The sequence below is a fragment of the Prauserella rugosa genome (assembly GCF_000719975.1).
GTDB lineage: Bacteria > Actinomycetota > Actinomycetes > Mycobacteriales > Pseudonocardiaceae > Prauserella > Prauserella rugosa.
In genome coordinates, this window is record NZ_JOIJ01000019.1 from 1 (window position 1) to 15,614 (window position 15,614).

The 15,614-nt window shown below is 70.5% G+C and carries 14 protein-coding genes; 4 read left to right on the top strand and 10 right to left on the bottom strand.

Features of this window, described 5'->3' with window-relative positions:
• The 4 genes from IF64_RS28075 to IF64_RS0120870 form a co-directional block, all read right to left on the bottom strand.
• Positions 1-1,368 (bottom strand): WXG100 family type VII secretion target (locus IF64_RS28075; RefSeq protein WP_030533845.1); only part of this gene is annotated, 1,368 nt, incomplete at its 3' end.
• Positions 1,365-1,682 carry a hypothetical protein gene (locus tag IF64_RS0120860; protein WP_030533846.1) on the bottom strand — a complete coding sequence of 106 codons (318 nt, stop codon included), beginning with the start codon at positions 1,680-1,682 and terminating at the stop codon, positions 1,365-1,367. The genes IF64_RS0120860 and IF64_RS28075, both read right to left, overlap by 4 nt.
• Positions 1,679-2,215, bottom strand: a complete 537-nt coding sequence (locus tag IF64_RS0120865) for a YbaB/EbfC family nucleoid-associated protein (protein ID WP_030533847.1) — start codon at positions 2,213-2,215, stop codon at positions 1,679-1,681. Before IF64_RS0120865 ends, IF64_RS0120860 begins: the two co-directional genes overlap by 4 nt.
• Before the next feature lie 467 nt (positions 2,216-2,682).
• Positions 2,683-3,852: an acyl-CoA dehydrogenase family protein gene (locus IF64_RS0120870; protein ID WP_030533848.1), complete on the bottom strand. Its 1,170-nt coding sequence runs from the start codon at positions 3,850-3,852 to the stop codon at positions 2,683-2,685.
• A 195-nt stretch (positions 3,853-4,047) separates the two neighbouring features.
• On the opposite strand from IF64_RS0120870, the gene IF64_RS0120875 reads away from it, so the two are divergent.
• Positions 4,048-4,929 (top strand): LysR family transcriptional regulator, encoded by an 882-nt coding sequence (locus IF64_RS0120875; RefSeq protein ID WP_030533849.1) that lies wholly within the window; start codon positions 4,048-4,050, stop codon positions 4,927-4,929.
• 134 nt (positions 4,930-5,063) lie between these two features.
• On the opposite strand, the gene purE is transcribed toward IF64_RS0120875, so the two are convergent.
• The 4 genes from purE to IF64_RS0120900 form a co-directional block, all read right to left on the bottom strand.
• Positions 5,064-5,564, bottom strand: coding sequence for a 5-(carboxyamino)imidazole ribonucleotide mutase (gene purE / locus IF64_RS0120880; RefSeq protein ID WP_030533850.1), 501 nt, complete (start codon positions 5,562-5,564; stop codon positions 5,064-5,066).
• An 89-nt stretch (positions 5,565-5,653) separates the two neighbouring features.
• Entirely contained in the window at positions 5,654-6,841 is a 1,188-nt protein-coding gene (locus IF64_RS0120885) for a 5-(carboxyamino)imidazole ribonucleotide synthase (protein ID WP_030533851.1), read from the bottom strand.
• Between the two features lie 319 nt (positions 6,842-7,160).
• Positions 7,161-8,558: a glycosyltransferase 87 family protein gene (locus tag IF64_RS0120895; RefSeq protein WP_425468464.1), complete on the bottom strand. Its 1,398-nt coding sequence runs from the start codon at positions 8,556-8,558 to the stop codon at positions 7,161-7,163.
• 59 nt (positions 8,559-8,617) lie between these two features.
• Positions 8,618-9,562, bottom strand: coding sequence for a nucleotidyl cyclase domain-containing protein (locus IF64_RS0120900; protein WP_246134839.1), 945 nt, complete (start codon positions 9,560-9,562; stop codon positions 8,618-8,620).
• 193 nt (positions 9,563-9,755) lie between these two features.
• On the opposite strand from IF64_RS0120900, the gene IF64_RS0120905 reads away from it, so the two are divergent.
• On the top strand, positions 9,756-12,107 hold the full coding sequence (locus tag IF64_RS0120905) for a sigma-70 family RNA polymerase sigma factor (protein WP_084705996.1): 2,352 nt from the start codon (positions 9,756-9,758) through the stop codon (positions 12,105-12,107).
• Positions 12,108-12,178: 71 nt separating this feature from the next.
• Entirely contained in the window at positions 12,179-12,697 is a 519-nt protein-coding gene (locus IF64_RS0120910; protein ID WP_030533855.1) for a GtrA family protein, read from the top strand.
• 66 nt (positions 12,698-12,763) lie between these two features.
• Here IF64_RS0120910 and IF64_RS0120915 read toward each other — a convergent pair whose 3' ends face one another.
• Both IF64_RS0120915 and IF64_RS0120920 read right to left on the bottom strand, forming a co-directional pair.
• The gene (locus IF64_RS0120915; protein ID WP_030533856.1) at positions 12,764-14,047 is read right to left on the bottom strand and encodes an ATP-binding protein; all 1,284 of its coding nucleotides are present in this window, start codon (positions 14,045-14,047) and stop codon (positions 12,764-12,766) included.
• A 12-nt stretch (positions 14,048-14,059) separates the two neighbouring features.
• A complete protein-coding gene (locus IF64_RS0120920) occupies positions 14,060-14,749 on the bottom strand; it encodes a response regulator transcription factor (RefSeq protein ID WP_030533857.1) in 690 nt (229 codons plus the stop codon).
• Positions 14,750-14,791: 42 nt separating this feature from the next.
• Between IF64_RS0120920 and hisN the strand changes: the two genes are divergently transcribed.
• A complete protein-coding gene (hisN, locus tag IF64_RS0120925) occupies positions 14,792-15,583 on the top strand; it encodes a histidinol-phosphatase (protein WP_030533858.1) in 792 nt (263 codons plus the stop codon).
• Positions 15,584-15,614: the final 31 nt, after the last annotated feature.

Below are 15,614 nucleotides of genomic sequence, written 5' to 3' on the forward strand. Positions count from 1 at the left end.
ACCACCATCGGCACCACCCGAACCAGGAACGCCACCCGAACCGCCGGCCCCGCCGGGATCCGGCGATCCACCGGAACCAGGAACGCCACCAGCATCCGGGGACCCGCCGGAACCGGGAACGTCGCCGTTCCCACCGGATCCCGGAGCACCGCCCGCGCTGTCCGGGGCCGCACCGCCGGCACCTCCGGCACCAGCGCCGTTGCCACCGCCGGTGTTGGAACCACCGGAACCGGCAGCACCAGAACCGGGAGCGCCGACTCCGTCGGGGACGCTACTGCTTCCGTCGGCGTCCGGGGACCCATCGGCGGGACCACCGTTGCCCCCGCCGCCGTTCCCACCGCCGCCATTGCCGCCATTGACGCTGCCGCCGTTACTGCCGCCGCCGTTGCCACCCGCGGCGCCACCACCGCTGCCGCTGCCGTTACCGCTGCCGCCGTCCGGACCGTTGGTCTGCGGCGCCTCGCCCGTCGTGTCGTCGACAGCACGTCCGCCACCGCCGGCGGCACCACTGCCACTCGGGGTCGATCCGGCGTCGCCTACAGCCCTGCCCGCGTCGTCGGACAGACCACGCGTGGCGTTCGAGACACCCTGCGCACCCCGCGCGGCGTCGTCGAGGTTCCGCGTCAGCTTCGTGATGTGGATGCCGATCTTGCTCAGCGCGACGGCGACGGTCACGCCGACGGTACCGAGGAAGATGCCGACGGAGGTGCCGAACGTGAACGGCATGGCCGCGAGCGCGGCGAGCGCGCCGGCGACAATACCGCCGAGCACGCCCGCGACGAGGTCACGGATGATCCCGCGAACACCACCGATGACGGCGCCGCAGATCGACATGGTCTGGCTGGCCGAGCCGAGGGACTCGCCCAGTCCTTCAAGACCGGCGGCGAGATCCTTCGTGCTCGCCTCGAACGCCTTCGAAGCGTCGCCGGACCACGAGTCCAGGAGGGAGTTCAGGTCGTCCCGGAGCGACTTGGCCCATTCCTCGAGCTTTTTCTTCTGCTTCTCCAACGCATCAGCCGCGGTGGAGATGCCTTCGGGATCGCCGGCCAGCTGATCCAGGGGGATCCGGAACGGCGTGACATGCTCGATAAGCCAGCCGATTCCGGCGGCGAACACGGTCCCCAGCGGGTCGATGACCAACCCGAGCACGTCGAACGCGAGACCCGCGCCGGCGACGCCCATCATCACCTGGTCCTGATCACTGACGGCGCCCTGCAGGACATCGATCGTGTTGCCGATGCCCAGCCCGTTGGTACGGGTGTCGTCGCTCTTGATCAGGTCACCCGGGTCGTGCCAGATGTCGCCCTTCGAGTAAGTGTCGTTGTCCGTGAAGTCGTTGGACTCTTCGTCCTCTTTGGTCTCACTCACAGCTGGTACCTCGACAGCGCCGCCTTCACGTCCTCTTCCTCGGCCTCGTAGGTCTGCTTTGCCTTGTCGAGCTTGTCCTTGTGTTTCTCGAGCGTCTTGCCGTAGTCCTCGATCGCGTCGCCCGCAGAACGGCAGGCATCACTCGCCGCCGCTCCGATGATCTGGCCGGCGAGAATGCCGAACAGACCGGGATCGACGGCCATGCCGCGCACCAGTTCGCCCACGCCGCGCACGTCGTCGGAGAGGCTGCTGAGTTTCTTGCCGAAATCGTCGAACGCCTGAAGGTCGTCGGCGCTGTATCCGCCACCGCTCACCAGGGATTCACCTCATCGTCATCTGCGTCGTCCCGAGCCGGGCGCCGCCGCGGTTGCTGCCTCGCCGACGGGGGCGGGGTCACGGGCGGAGTGGTCGGCCTGGACTGCTCCGGCTGTGTCTCGGGTTCGGGATTCTCGACGAACTTGTTCTGGTCGACGTCGTCGCTCTCCCCTGCTGCCGGGTCGGGCGGCAGGAAGCTCTTCATCATCTCGACGGCGTCACTGTTTCCCGTAATGGTGGCCACGGAATCCGTGACGGCGCGCGCGGTCTGGCTCTGCGCCCGCCGCACGGTGTCCATGATCGTCGACGTCAACCGGGCCTCGCCCAGCTCGCACGCGCGCCTGCCGAGCTGAATGTTGCGCAGCGCACCGTTGGGCGCCAGGGATACGGTAACCGCGCCGTCCTTCGATGTCACCGTCGCCGCTGCCGCGGCGAACGCCTCCTGCAACGCAGTCGCCTGCGCCTGCATCTGGCTGGCCTGCCGTTCGAGATAATGCTGCAGGTCCTCGCCTGGCCTCAGATTCGGCTCCACACCTTGCTCCTTGGAAATCGCTCGACCGTTGCCCGCACGCTACCGCCCCGGCATCGGCGCAGGATCGGCCCTTTCACACTCACGAAGAAGCGTTCCCGCACCGGCCGACGACGCGGATGAACGGAGCGCCAACACTCGAAGCCGAGGGGTCCGATGAGACGAGACCGGCCGGGAACACGCGCCCATCCTTCCGCGCTCTCACCGGTCCAGACAACCGACGAGCGCGGATTCCCTTCTGCTCGCTCAGATGAGCGCCGGCAGGACCGCTTGGGATGTCCGTCGCGCAGAGCGTTGGCTGCCGTCACGGCCGTGGTCGCAACCAGGGGACGAGCCGGGGGCGAAGGCCCGCACATCAGGATCCGCGCCGACAGGCCGTTTCCCGGACGGCAACCTCCCGGGCACGAAACGACAAACGCGGGCCGGACCATGGTGACCATGGTCCGGCCCGCGCGTCGCTGGTGGGAGCTTCAGCCCTTGAGCAGACTGCGCGCCATGACGACCTGCTGGATCTGGTTGGTGCCTTCGTAGATCTGCGTGATCTTGGCATCGCGCATCATGCGCTCCACCGGGAAGTCGCGGGTGTAGCCGGCGCCGCCGAACAGCTGCACCGCGTCGGTCGTGACCTCCATGGCGATGTCGGAGGCGTACTTCTTCGCCGCCGACGCCATGAACGACGCGCGCGCGTCGCCGCGCTCACTCGCCGCCGCCGACGCGTAGACCATGTTGCGCGCGACCTCGACCTTCATCCCCATGTCGGCGAGCATGAACTGCACACCCTGGAAGTCCGAAATGGACTGGCCGAACTGCTTGCGGTCCTTGACGTACTCGATCGTCGCGTCCAGCGCGCCCTGGGCGATACCCAGCGCCTGCGCACCGATGGTGGGCCGCGTGTGCTCCAGCGTCAGCAGCGCGGTCTTCAAGCCCGTGCCCGGCTCGCCGATGATGCGGTCACCGGGGATACGGCAGTTCTCGAAGTAGATCTCCCGGGTCGGCGAACCCTTGATGCCGAGCTTCTTCTCCTTCGGCCCCACGGAAAAGCCCGGGTCGTCTTTATGCACCGCGAACGCCGAGATGCCCTGCGACGGCTTGGCCGCGTCCGGATTGCTGACGGCCATGACGGTGTACCACGTCGACTCGCCCGCGTTGGTGATCCAGCACTTGGTGCCGTTGAGCACCCAGTCGTCCCCGTCCTGCTTCGCGCGCGTGCGCATGGACGCCGTGTCCGAACCGGCCTCACGCTCGGACAGCCCGTAGGACGCGCCCGCACCCGCCGCGATGTCGGGAAGCACCTGCTTCTTGAGCTCGTCCGAGGCGGACAGGATGATCGGCTGCGTGCCGAGTTTGTTCACGGCCGGGATCAGCCCGGCCGAGGCATCGACGCGCGAGACCTCCTCGATGACGATGCAGGCCGCGATGGCGTCCGCACCCTGGCCGTCGTACGCCTCCGGAATGTGCACCGCGTTGAAACCGGCCTTGATCAGCGCGTCCAGCGCCTCGGTCGGGTACCGCTCCTGCTCGTCCACGTCCGCGGCGTAGGGAGCGACCTCCTTCTCGGCCAGCGCCCGCACGGCCGCGCGCAGTTCCTCGTGCTCCTCCGCCAGCTGGAAGAGGCCTGGGCCCTCGGTCACCTGCGTCACCTTTCGTCGAAAGCCATCTGCGTCGGTTCTCGCACCGATGTTAGGCGTCGTTCACGTCGACATTCTGTGTCGTTGACCGCAGTATCGACCCTCACGATGTTACCCGCCAGTAAACCACTCGTGCGCCGCGTATCGACACAACAGTACGAACGAATGGTGCACCGCGAGTGTTCACCGTGGGCGTACAGTCGGTCCATGCTCGACGTGGCGAAACTGCGCCTTCTCCGGGCGGTCATCGCGACCGGTTCCGTCCGCGCGACGGCGACGTCCCTGGGGTACACACCGTCGGCGGTGAGCCAGCAACTCACCGCCCTCCAGCGCGAGACCGGACTGCGCCTGTTCGACCGTGTCGGCCGGGGCATCGAACCGACGTCGGCCGGGCGCACGCTCGCCGCCGAGGCCGAGCACGTGTTCACGGCGCTCGCCTCGCTGGACGGGGTCGTCGACGATCTGCGGGCGGGCCGGGTCGGCAGTCTGTCGATCGGATACTTCGCCTCGGCGGGCGCCACGTGGCTGCCACTCGTGGTGGCCGCGCTGCAGCACGAGTTCCCCGAGCTGCGACTCGACCTGCGCATGACGGAGTTCCGCGACGGCATCGAACTGCCCGACATCGACCTGTTCGTCGACGCCCCCGGCATCGAGCACGCCGCACAGGCCGACATCCACCCGCTGGTCGACGACCCGTTCGTGGCCGTCGTACGCGACGACGACCCGCTCGCGGACCGGTCCGAGGTGCCGTTGGCCGAACTCGCCGACCGCCGCTGGGTGGACAACGACCTGCAACGCGGCGCGTGCCGCCAGGTCATGCTCGACACGTGCGCCGAAGCGGGATTCTCCCCGCAGTTCGCCGTGGAGACCCACGACTACCGGACGGCGTTCCCGTTCGTGGCCACGGGCATCGGCATCACGGTGGTGCCGTGCCTCGGCGTCGTGGACCTGCCGGCGGGGCTGACGACGGTGCGGCTCGTGTCGCCCGAACCGGTACGGCACATCGCCGTGTCGGTGAAGAAGGCCGTCGCCGACCACCCGGCCGCGATCCGCGCCCTGGACGTCCTCCGCTCCCTGGTCCGCGCCTGAGAAGTAAAGCTCCCGAGGGCCCTTTGGTTGCGTTGAACGCGACCAATCTTCCCTTCGCGAGACCACACGTCTCATAGGTCCGCGATGGGAAGAAAAGTTGCGTTGAACGCGACTATGGGGCCCTCGGGGGCTTTTCAGCTGGAGCGCCGCTGTTGCAGGGCTGCATCCTTGTCGAGAACGAGTTGTTCGAGGTCGGCCTGGAACGCCGTCATACGCTCGCGCAGGTCGTCGTCCGCCGCGGCGAGCATGCGCACCGCGAGCAGCCCGGCGTTGCGCGCACCGCCGACCGACACCGTGGCCACGGGGACACCCGCGGGCATCTGCACGATCGACAGCAACGAGTCCAGGCCGTCGAGATGCTTCAGCGGCACGGGCACTCCGATGACCGGCAGCGGCGTCGCCGAGGCGACCATGCCGGGCAGGTGCGCGGCGCCTCCGGCACCGGCGATGATCACCCGGATCCCCCTGCCGGCGGCCTCGCGTGCGTAGTCGAGCATCCGCTGGGGTGTGCGGTGCGCCGAGTACACGCCGACCTCGTAGGGCACCTCGAACTCGTCCAGAGCCTGGCCGGCGGCCTCGAGGGTCGGCCAGTCCGAGTCGCTTCCCATGATCACGCCGACGACCGGTGTGCTCACGCCGCATACCTCCGCTTGTGTTCGGTGAAGCCGCTTGTGTTCGATGAAGCCCGGTGGGATCGATCCGTGGGATCGACCTGTGGAGATTGTCAGTGGATGCTGTAGCCGTCCGGCCATTCGGCGTGCGACAGCCAGTGGGCGGCCATCCGTGCCTTGGCGCGGGTGTCGTCGTCGATCGGCCCGAGGACGTTGACGTGGCCCAGTTTGCGGCCGGGCCGTTCCCCCTTGCCGTACAGGTGCACCTTCACGTCGGGATACCGCGCGAACAGGTGGTGCAGCCGCTCGTCGACGCTCATCGTCGGCGTCTCGGGCGCGCCGAGGACGTTGGCCATCACCGTCGGCGAGAGCAGGTCGGTGGTGCCGAGCGGGTAGTCGAGCACGGCGCGCATGTGCTGTTCGAACTGGGAGGTGCGGCTGCCGTCCATCGTCCAGTGGCCCGAGTTGTGCGGGCGCATCGCCAGTTCGTTGATGACGAGACCGTCGCCGTCCTCGGTCTCGAACAGCTCGACGGCCATGACGCCCGCGACGTCGAGTTCCTCGGCGATCCGCAACGCCAGGTCCTGCGCCTGCTGCCTGCGCGTGTCGGACAGGCCGGGCGCGGGAGCGAGCACCTCGGTGTTGATGCCGTCGGACTGGACGGTCTCGACCACCGGCCACGCCGCGCCCTGCCCGAACGGCGAGCGCGCCACGAGCGCCGACAGTTCACGCAGCATCGGCACCCGCTGTTCGACGAGCAGCGACATGCCGGCCTCGAGGAGTTCCTCCGCGAGCGCGCGGGCCTCGTCGGCCGAGTCGAGCGTCCAGACGCCCTTGCCGTCGTAACCGCCGGTGGCGGCCTTGAGGATGGCGGGCCAGCCGTGTTCGTCACCGAACTTCACGACGTCGTCGACCTGCGTGACCTCGGTGAAAGCCGGGTTCGGCAGTCCGAGCGTGGCCATCCGCTCGCGCATCAGGAGCTTGTTCTGGGCGAAGGCCAGCGCACCGGGACCGGGCCGGACGACGACACCGTCGGCCGCGAGACTGCGCAGGTGCTCGCCGGGCACGTGCTCGTGATCGAACGTGAGCACGTCGACGTCGCGGGCGAACGAACGCAGCGCGTCGAGGTCGGTGTGGTGGCCGTGGGCGACCTCGGCGGCCACGAGGCCTGCCGATTCGCCCTCACCGACGGCGAGCACGCGCAGCGACTGACCGAGCGCGATCGCGGCCTGGTGCGTCATCCTGGCGAGCTGACCACCGCCGACCATGCCGACGACGGGAAGACCGGTACGAGTATCCATAGCCGCCTCAGCCTAAGCGGCGCCTCACCGGCCCGGTCAGGAACCACCGGCGAGTGTCACCACCGCCACTGAGGGCTGCCGCGCCGCGCCTGCCCGGCCTCTACTGTGCGTGGTACTTCTCGACATCCTCGGCAGCAACGATTGCCTCGATGTCGTCGTTGGTGATGTCCACCGTGGCCGGCGTCGTCGCGGGGATCAGCGGAAACGTCACTCGCGTCCGCGGGGCTCCTCCCCCGGGTTTTTCAGGTCCCGACTCACGGCCATTCCTTCGCTGTCCCTCGGGCAGGCACCACCGCTTCCCTGGAGCCGACGCGCCGGTCTACCGGTGGTCGACGGTTTCGGAGTTGCTGTCGGCCGGGTGCTCACCGGGGCCGGTGAGCCGGGCACGGTAGCGGCTGAGCCGGGCACGGTAGCGGCGCCACAGCCAGCGGCCTGCGAGGACCGCGACCAGCACGATCGGCACCAGCAGGTACGCGCTGCCGAGGATGTACTGCCAGAACTCCCAGTGCAGTTCGAGGTTGCGGCCGTTCGGGAGCACGAGCAGCACACAGCTGACGAACACGACGAACACGCCTCCCGCGGCGACCCACCGCTTGCGCGTCTTCGCCGGATCGGCGTGCGGCAGCTTCGACACGAGCACCACGATCAGCGGCACCGCCCACACCCAGTGGTGCGACCACGACACCGGCGACAGCAGCAACGCGTAGAACGCGGTCACCAGCAGCGCTTCCAGCGGCCGCCCGCTGCGGTGGAAACGCAGCATCAGCCACACGGCAAGCGGCGCGAGCAGCAGCCCGACGGCGATCGCGGCGTTCGACGCCCACGGCGCCAGATCCGTCATCCGGTTGAACAGGCCGTTGAGCGACTGGTTGCCCGCCCAGTGCATCGGCCCGATGCGCCCCTGGTTGAAGACCGTGTGCGTCCAGAACCGCCACGCATCCGACGGGATCAGCGCGAACATCAGCACCTGCAGGCCGATGAAGGTGCCCATCGCGCGCAGCGCGTCCATCCGCCGCCCGGTGAACAGCAGGTGCGGGATGAAGATCAGCGGCGTCAGCTTCACGGCTGCCGCGACGCCAACCATCACGCCGCCCCACCTGCTGCCCCGCGCACACACGACCAGCACGTCGACGACGACCAGCGCCATCAGGATCAGGTTGATCTGGCCGAGGAAGATCGTGCGCCACACCGGCTCGAGTGCGAAGAACAGCACCGCCGACAGCACCGTCACGCGGGCAGGCGAGACCCACTGGGGCAGCTCGCCCTTCGGCCGCGGCAGCGCGCCGATGGCCACGCGGATCACCAGCGCCATCGCCACGAGCGACACCGCAGACAGCACGCCCCACGCCACCTGCAACGGCAGCACCGCCAACGGGACGAACAGCAGCGCCGCGGTCGGCGGGTAGGTGAACGGCAGGAGCGCCCAGAACGGTTCCGGTGCGAGCGTGTTGCTCTCGTAGAGCGGTTCGCCCTGCAGCAGGGTGATCGCACCCGCGCGGTAGACCGCGGAGTCGACGCCGAGCTGCAGGTCGAACACCCACCCGACGACGCCGAACACGATCGCCAGCGCGGGCAGCGCCAGCAGCAGCGCGAGCGAACGCGGACGTTCGGCCAGCCGCTCGAGCGAGGCACGCAGGTGCAACGGCGCCGTGCCGGTGGCGGGTTCGGGGCCCGAACTCACCGGCTGCTCGGCGTCACGCAGGTCTGGGGTGCTCACCTGTCCAGGAAACCACGACCCGGTGTCAGCTCCGCGTGGACCTCGGCCGCAGGTGCCCCTCACCGCGTGGAGAGGGAGTCGAGCAGCCGGCACGCCTCGTCGTGGTCGGCGGGCAGGCGCATCACCCCGACGCGGGCGCTGCCCGCCTCGGCCAGCTGCGGGTCGACGGCGAACCGTTCCGTCAGCTCTCGGCGCAGGCGCACCGCTCCGGCGGCGACCCCCGTCGACCTGGGCACCAGCGCCACCACCGTCGAGGCCCCGAGCACGGCGTGACTCTCGCCCCCGTCGAAGACGTCCCGCAGCACGTCGGCGGCGAGGATCATGCCCGCGGGCCGCAGATACATGGCGCGGCCGTCGAAGCCCAGCGAGATGACGACCAGCGCGTGCCCCTCGGCGACGCAGACCCCGTCGCGCGCGGCCTGGCGGTACAGCTCCGCGAGCCGGGTGCGCAGGTAGGCCAGGGTCGGCAGGCCGGTGAGCGGATCGTGCACCTCGCCCGCCGTCACCTCGTTCAGCGCGACCTCCGCCCAGGCCACGGCCACGATCCGCAGCAGGCGCGTGGGCAGCGCGTCGACGTCGGGGACGTGGGCCGGTTCGGCCGTGGCGTCCGCGGTCTCGACCACCGCATCAGCGGATCCGTCGCTCGCCGCCGCTCCCGGAACCGGTGTCCCGGCTGCCGGGAGCACCGAGTGCAGTGCGGCCAGGTCGCCGAGGGTCTCCTCCAGTCCGGTACCGGCGGCGGCACGTGCATGGGCCAGTGCCACCAGCGCGGGTGCGGCATCGTCGACCCCGCCCCGCCTGGCGACGGCCGCGCACACGAGGTCGACCTCGGGCACCGCCCAGTCGTCGGGGAAGCGCCAGCCGCACGTCAGGCTCGCGGCACGCCACCGATGCCGGATCAACCCCGCCTGTCCGTGCCGATCCGGTCGCCTGCCGGGCGCGGTTCCGTACTGCATGGCGGCCCCGTGCCCGAACGGCGTCCCCGACACATCGCCAGCACTCACGTCCACTCGCGCCCCCTTCCGGCTCGATTCAGGGGTGAGACGCAGGGCCGGCGGGTGCATGACGCGGCCGGAGGCGATCAGTTCGGCGTGATTCGGGTGAACCACACACCCCGCGTCGTGACGGTTTCCCGTATGTCCGTCACACTTTGCTGCGCAGCGCGTCCCTTCACAGGGACGACCTGAGAGGAGAACCGTGAGCACCGCACCCACCGATCCACAGGGCATGAGCGACGCCGAGCTCATCGCCTCGGTACGCGCGGGCAGCCTGGAGTGCTACGGGACGCTGTACGAACGCCACGTGGCCGCGGCGTACAACCTTGCCCGGCAGCTCGCACGGACGTCGATCGAGGCCGACGACCTGGTCTCGGACGCCTTCTCGAAGGTCCTCGACACGCTCCGCGGCGGCAAGGGACCGGACAGCGCGTTCCGTGCCTACCTGCTGACCGCCGTACGCCACGGCGCGTACGACAAGACGCGCCGCGACAAGAAGCTCGACCTCGCCGACGACATGACGACCGTCACGACGGTCGGTGGCGCCGGGGCCGAGGCGCTCACGGTGGAGTTCTCCGACACGGCCGTCGAAGGTCTGGAGCGCACGCTGGCCGCGCGGGCCTTCGCCACGCTGCCCGAACGCTGGCAGGCCGTGCTGTGGCACACCGAGATCGAAGGCCAGTCGCCCGCCGAGGTCGCCCCACTCCTGGGCCTGACCGCCAACGGTGTCTCGGCGCTGGCGTATCGCGCGCGGGAAGGTCTGCGCCAGGCGTACCTGCAGGTGCACCTTGCCGAGGTCGGCGCCAGCCGGTGCCGGGCGACCGCGGAGAAGCTCGGCGCCTGGACCCGTGACGGTCTCTCCAAACGGGAGCGCGCACAGGTCGAGACCCACCTCGACGAATGCTCCGACTGCCAGGCACTGGCCGCCGAGCTGGCCGACGTCAACGGCGCGCTGCGCGCCGTCGTCGCTCCGCTGGTCCTCGGTGGCGGCGTGCTGGGCTACCTCGCGCTGGCGGGCAGCGGGAAGGCCGCGGCTGCCACCGCCGTCGGCGCCGCCGCAGCCGGTGGGTCCGCGGGAGGTGCCGCCGGTGCCGCAGCATCGGCTCCCCGCCAGTTCGCCGGCGTCGCCGGATCGGGTGTCGCCATGGCCGCCGCGGTCGCGGTGGCACTGACCGCGGGCGGCGCCTCGCAGCAGATCCCCGCGGCGGCCGAACGGCCGGAGCCCCCGGCAGCGCAGGCACCGAACCAGCCCGCGCCCCCGAACAATCCGCCCCCGGGACAGCCCGCGCCGGATTCGCCGCCGGACTCCCCGGATTCCCCCGACTCGCCGCCCGCGGAGCAGCCGCCCGCCCCGGACGTCTCCCCCGCGCCCCAGCCGTCGCCGGAGCCGGAGCCGGCCTCGGTCAGCGCGGTCACTCCGCCGGAGGGCGTCGAACTGGTGGCCGGCGGTTCGCCCGTCGACCTGCCGATCACCGTGACCAACGACGGCGGCACGCTGTCCGACCCGATCGACGTGACGCTGAACCTGCCCAACGGCGTCTCGTCCCTCGGCAGCGGTGGCGGCGGATCCGCACCGCAGGCCGCACGGACCGCCGAGGCGGCACCGTCCGGCGGCGGCAGCGCCCCCGCAGGCGGCGCCCCGCGCCAGGCCGGTGGTGAGCGCATCACCTGCCCGGCCGGCACCGGCACGGTCACGTGTTCCACCGGGCGCGGGCTCGAACCGTCCGAGTCGGCGACCCTCGTGTTCCGCCTCCAGGCCTCCGAAGACGCCGAGTCCGGCCAGGTCACCGGCAGCATCAGCGACGCCAGTGGGGTCGACGTGTCGCTGCAGGTGCCCGTCGAGGTCGCACCGCAGCCCGCGCCCGAACCGCCGCCGGAGCAGGACGGCGTCGTCGTCCAGGCTCAGCGCGGATGGGGTCACGGCGCCTACGTGACCGTGCGCAACACCGGCGACACCGAGGAGGCGTTCACGCTCACCTCGGACCGGTGGGCGCACAAGCTGTGGGCTGACCACCGCGTGTCCTGCAGCAACGGGTTCCGTCAACCGCTGTCGTGCACGTCCACCCCGCTCGAGCCCGGTGAGCACGTGCACCTCTACGTCCTCGTGCCGCACTTCGGCAAACCGCACGAGGCCGAGGTGACGTTCACCGCCACGCTCGGTGACGCCGCCGACAGCGCCTACGTGTCCTACCCGTGCTTGCTGGACTGCCTGGACGAGTGGATCACCCCGTCCGACTCGCCCACGGCGACGACGTCGGAGTCCCCGGACACCACGGACACCACGGAACCCACGGAGACCTCTGAGACCTCGGAATCGTCGGAGTCGTCGGATTCGTCGGAGACCTCGGGGAGCGCCCCGCCGGGCACCACCCCGAGTGAGCGGCCCACGACGAGCGAGTCGGGCACGGGGTCGGCGACGCAGACGACGAAGCCGTCGGGATCCGGCTCCGGCACGGCCACGATGACCCGGCCGCCCTCGGACGAGCACCACCACAGGCCGCCGTGGCGGCCCTGGCCGCGCCCGCACTCCGGACACCAGCACTCCGGCGGGTAAGACCAGCGTCACGAGGTGGCGAATCCGCCGTTCGGCGGTTTCCCGCCGGGTGGATGGCTAGACTGCGGGTCGTGTCCGTCGTCGAATCCGTGCTGGCGCGCGTTCCGCAACCGTTCCGATCGCTGCTCGTCAGGCACAGGGAGCTGCTGAAGTTCGCGGTCGTCGGCGGCACGACGTTCCTGGTCGACAACGGCATCTGGTACCTGCTCAAGTTCACGGTCCTGCCCGACAAGCCGACGACCGCGAAGGCCATCGCCATCCTCGTCGCGACGATCGTGTCGTACGTGCTCAACCGCGAGTGGTCGTTCCGCACCCGCGGCGGCAGGGAGACCGGACACGAGGCCACGCTGTTCTTCGTGATCAGCGGGATCGCCGTCGCCGTGAACCTCGTCCCGCTGTGGGTCTCCCGCTACGTGCTGCACCTGCAACGACCCGAGGTGTCGCTGTTCGTGCAGGAGACGGCCGACTTCATCAGCGGATCGGTCATCGGCATGCTGCTGGCGATGGTGTTCCGATTCTGGGGCTTCCGGAAGTGGGTCTTCCCCGACGAACTCGGCCGCGTGCGCCGCGAGGACTTCGCCCGCCGCTGAGAAGCTCCCGAGGGCCCCATAGTCGCGTTCAATGCGACTATGGGGCCCTCGGGAGCTTCTCAGCGGCTACCGGGGGACGCGTTCGTTGGGCCATTCGACGGCCGGGATGTCACCGGCCGTGGGGACCCGCAGGAACAGGCTGAACGTCGCAGGCCTGCGGGTCGACAGTTCGAGCCGTCCACCGTCCGCCTCGGCCAGCGCCCGCGCCAGCGCGAGGCCCACACCGGTCGATCCCGCACCGGAGAACCCACGGTCGAACACGTGCGGCACCAGCTCCTCCGGCACCCCGTGCCCGGCGTCGCTGACCTCGACCACCACCGTGCCGTCCGCATCGCCCCTGCGCGCCGTGAGCGTCACCGTTCCGTCGCCGTGCCGGACGGCGTTGTCGAGCAGCACACCGATGACCTCCCTCAGCCGCGCAGGCGTCGCGCGGGCCATCAGCCCGTCGGCGACCCGCAGCCGCAGCGAGCGTCCCTCGGCCCGCAACACGTCACGCCACTCGTCGCTGATCTCGGGCAGGATGTCGCTGAGCGCCACCGGCTCGGTGCCGACCTCGCTGGCCGCACGCGCCGCCGCCAGCAGTTCGTCGAGCGCGCCTGCCAACCGGTCGGACTGTTCGAGTGCGGCGTGGGCCTCCTCGGCGACATCCGGGTCCTGGTGCAGGCCGATCGCCTCCAGCCGCAGCTGCAGCGCCGTCAACCTGCTGCGCAACTGGTGCGACACGTCGCCGACGAGCTGCCGTTCCCGCTGCACCAACTGGGCCAGGGCCGTGCCGGAGGCGTCGAGCGCGTCGGCGACCATGTCCAGCTCGGCCACGGCGTACCGCCTGCCGTCCGGACGGAAGTCACCCGCGCCGAGTCTGGCCGCACGGTCTGCCACGTGCCGCAACGGCCGCGCCAGACGTCGTGCCGTGATCGTCGCGACGAGCGCACCGATACCCACCGACAGCACCACCACGAACACCACGGCCGCCGCGACCTGCGCCTGCTGTTCGCGCATGTTCTCCGACGGCCTGGCCAGCACGATGTGGCCGCCGCCCGCGATCGGCGCCTTCTCGACGATCACGTCGTCGCCCGTCGAGGCGCCCCACTCGACGACCCCCTCCGCCGGGTGCTCCACCGTCAGGTGCGCGTCGCGCGGCACGGCGGCGCGGATGTGCCGCAGGTTCAGGTCGCGGTGGTTGGCGAACTGGTTGTCGAGCGCGGCGGCGATCCGCTGAGCACTGTTGGCCAGCTCCTCGCGGTGGAAGTTGTCGACCAGCAGAACACCGGTCACCCCGAGCGGCGCGCCCAGCGCGACGCCCGTGACCAGCACCGCGAGCAGGATGGCCAGGAGGATCCGCCGCCGCATACGCCTGCCCGCCTACTCGGCGTTGAAGCGGAATCCCACTCCGCGCACGGTCGCGATGTGTTCCTCGTTGGACTTGCGCGGATCGTTGCCCGCGGCCAGCGCGAGCTTCCTGCGCAGCCACGACATGTGCATGTCCAGCGTCTTCGACGTCTTCAGGGCTGCCGTGTCCAGGTCGTTCCACACCTCGGCGAGGATCTCCTCCCTGCTGACGACCTGCCCGGCCCTGCTCATCAGCACGCGCAGCAGTTCGAACTCCTTGTTCGCGAGCTGCACCTCCTCGCCGTCCACGGTCACCAGCCTGGCGCCGACGTCCATCCGCACGCCACCCGCGTCGAGCACGCCCGGCGCCTGCCTGCGCAGCAGCGCACGGATGCGGGCGAGCAGTTCCGCGAGGCGGAACGGTTTGGCGACGTAGTCGTCGGCACCGGCATCGAGCCCGACGACGAAGTCGACCTCGTCGGTACGTGCGGTCAACATCAGCACCGGCGTCTGCGCCCCGGACGCGCGCAGCCTGCGGCACACCTCCAGGCCGTCCATCTCGGGCAGCCCGAGGTCGAGAACCAGCAGGTCGACGCGCTCGTTGGCGGTCGCCTCGAGGGCCGAGGGGCCGTCGGAGACGGCGACCACCTCGTAGCCCTCGCGCTCGAGCGCGCGCGAGAGCGGCTGCGCGATGGCCGGGTCGTCTTCGGCGAGTAGGACCATGCTCACCTGGCCAACCTTACGGACGGCGCGCGTGGAACGATCGTGGACGTGTCCCGTTATTCCGACGATGCGATGCTGGCGGCAGAGCTGGCCGACGCGGCCGACGCCATCACGGTGGACCGGTTCCGCGCACAGAACCTCGAGGTGTCCGCGAAACCCGACCGTACGCCCGTGACCGACGCCGACACGGCCGTCGAGGACGCCATCCGCGGCCTGTTGGCCGCTCGGCGCCCGACCGACGGGGTGGCAGGCGAGGAGCGCGGCGGGTCGATCGCGGCGCCCGGTCGCGTGTGGGTGCTCGACCCGATCGACGGTACGAAGAACTTCCTGCGTGGCGTTCCGGTGTGGGCGACGCTGATCGCGCTGCTCGAGGACGGGGTTCCGGTGGTCGGCATGATCACCGCGCCGATGCTGGGCCGCCGGTGGTGGGCGAGCCAGGGCGGGGGCGCGTGGCTGCGCGACTCGGCGGGTGAGCGCAGGCTGTCGGTGTCGCGAGTGCCGCAGCTGGCCGACGCCTACGTGTCGACGACCGACCTGAACAGCTGGACCGAGCACCGTACCCAGGAGGCGTACCTGTCGCTGACCGGGGCGTGCTGGGAGACCAGGGCGTTCGGCGATTTCTGGCAGCACTGCCTCGTGGCCGAGGGCGCGCTGGAGATCGCGGCCGAGCCCGTGGTGAACCCGTGGGACGTCGCGGCCGCGCAGGTGCTGGTGACCGAGGCGGGCGGCCGGTTCACCGATCTGGACGGCGCGGCCCGGTTCGACCGCGGATCGGCCCTGTCGACGAACGGTCTGGTGCACGACGCCGCGTTGAACCACCTCCGCCGGCGCTGAGTGACCACCTGGCCGCGTGCCCCGCTCCGGG

Bases quoted from the DNA above. Each gene is read 5' to 3' on its own strand.
- IF64_RS0120875 (WP_030533849.1), top strand. From the start codon at position 4,048: ATGCTCGACGTGGCGAAACTGCGCCTTCTCCGGGCGGTCATCGCGACC.
- IF64_RS0120885 (WP_030533851.1), bottom strand. From the start codon at position 6,841: ATGGATACTCGTACCGGTCTTCCCGTCGTCGGCATGGTCGGCGGTGGT.
- IF64_RS0120915 (WP_030533856.1), bottom strand. From the start codon at position 14,047: ATGCGGCGGCGGATCCTCCTGGCCATCCTGCTCGCGGTGCTGGTCACG.
- IF64_RS0120920 (WP_030533857.1), bottom strand. From the start codon at position 14,749: ATGGTCCTACTCGCCGAAGACGACCCGGCCATCGCGCAGCCGCTCTCG.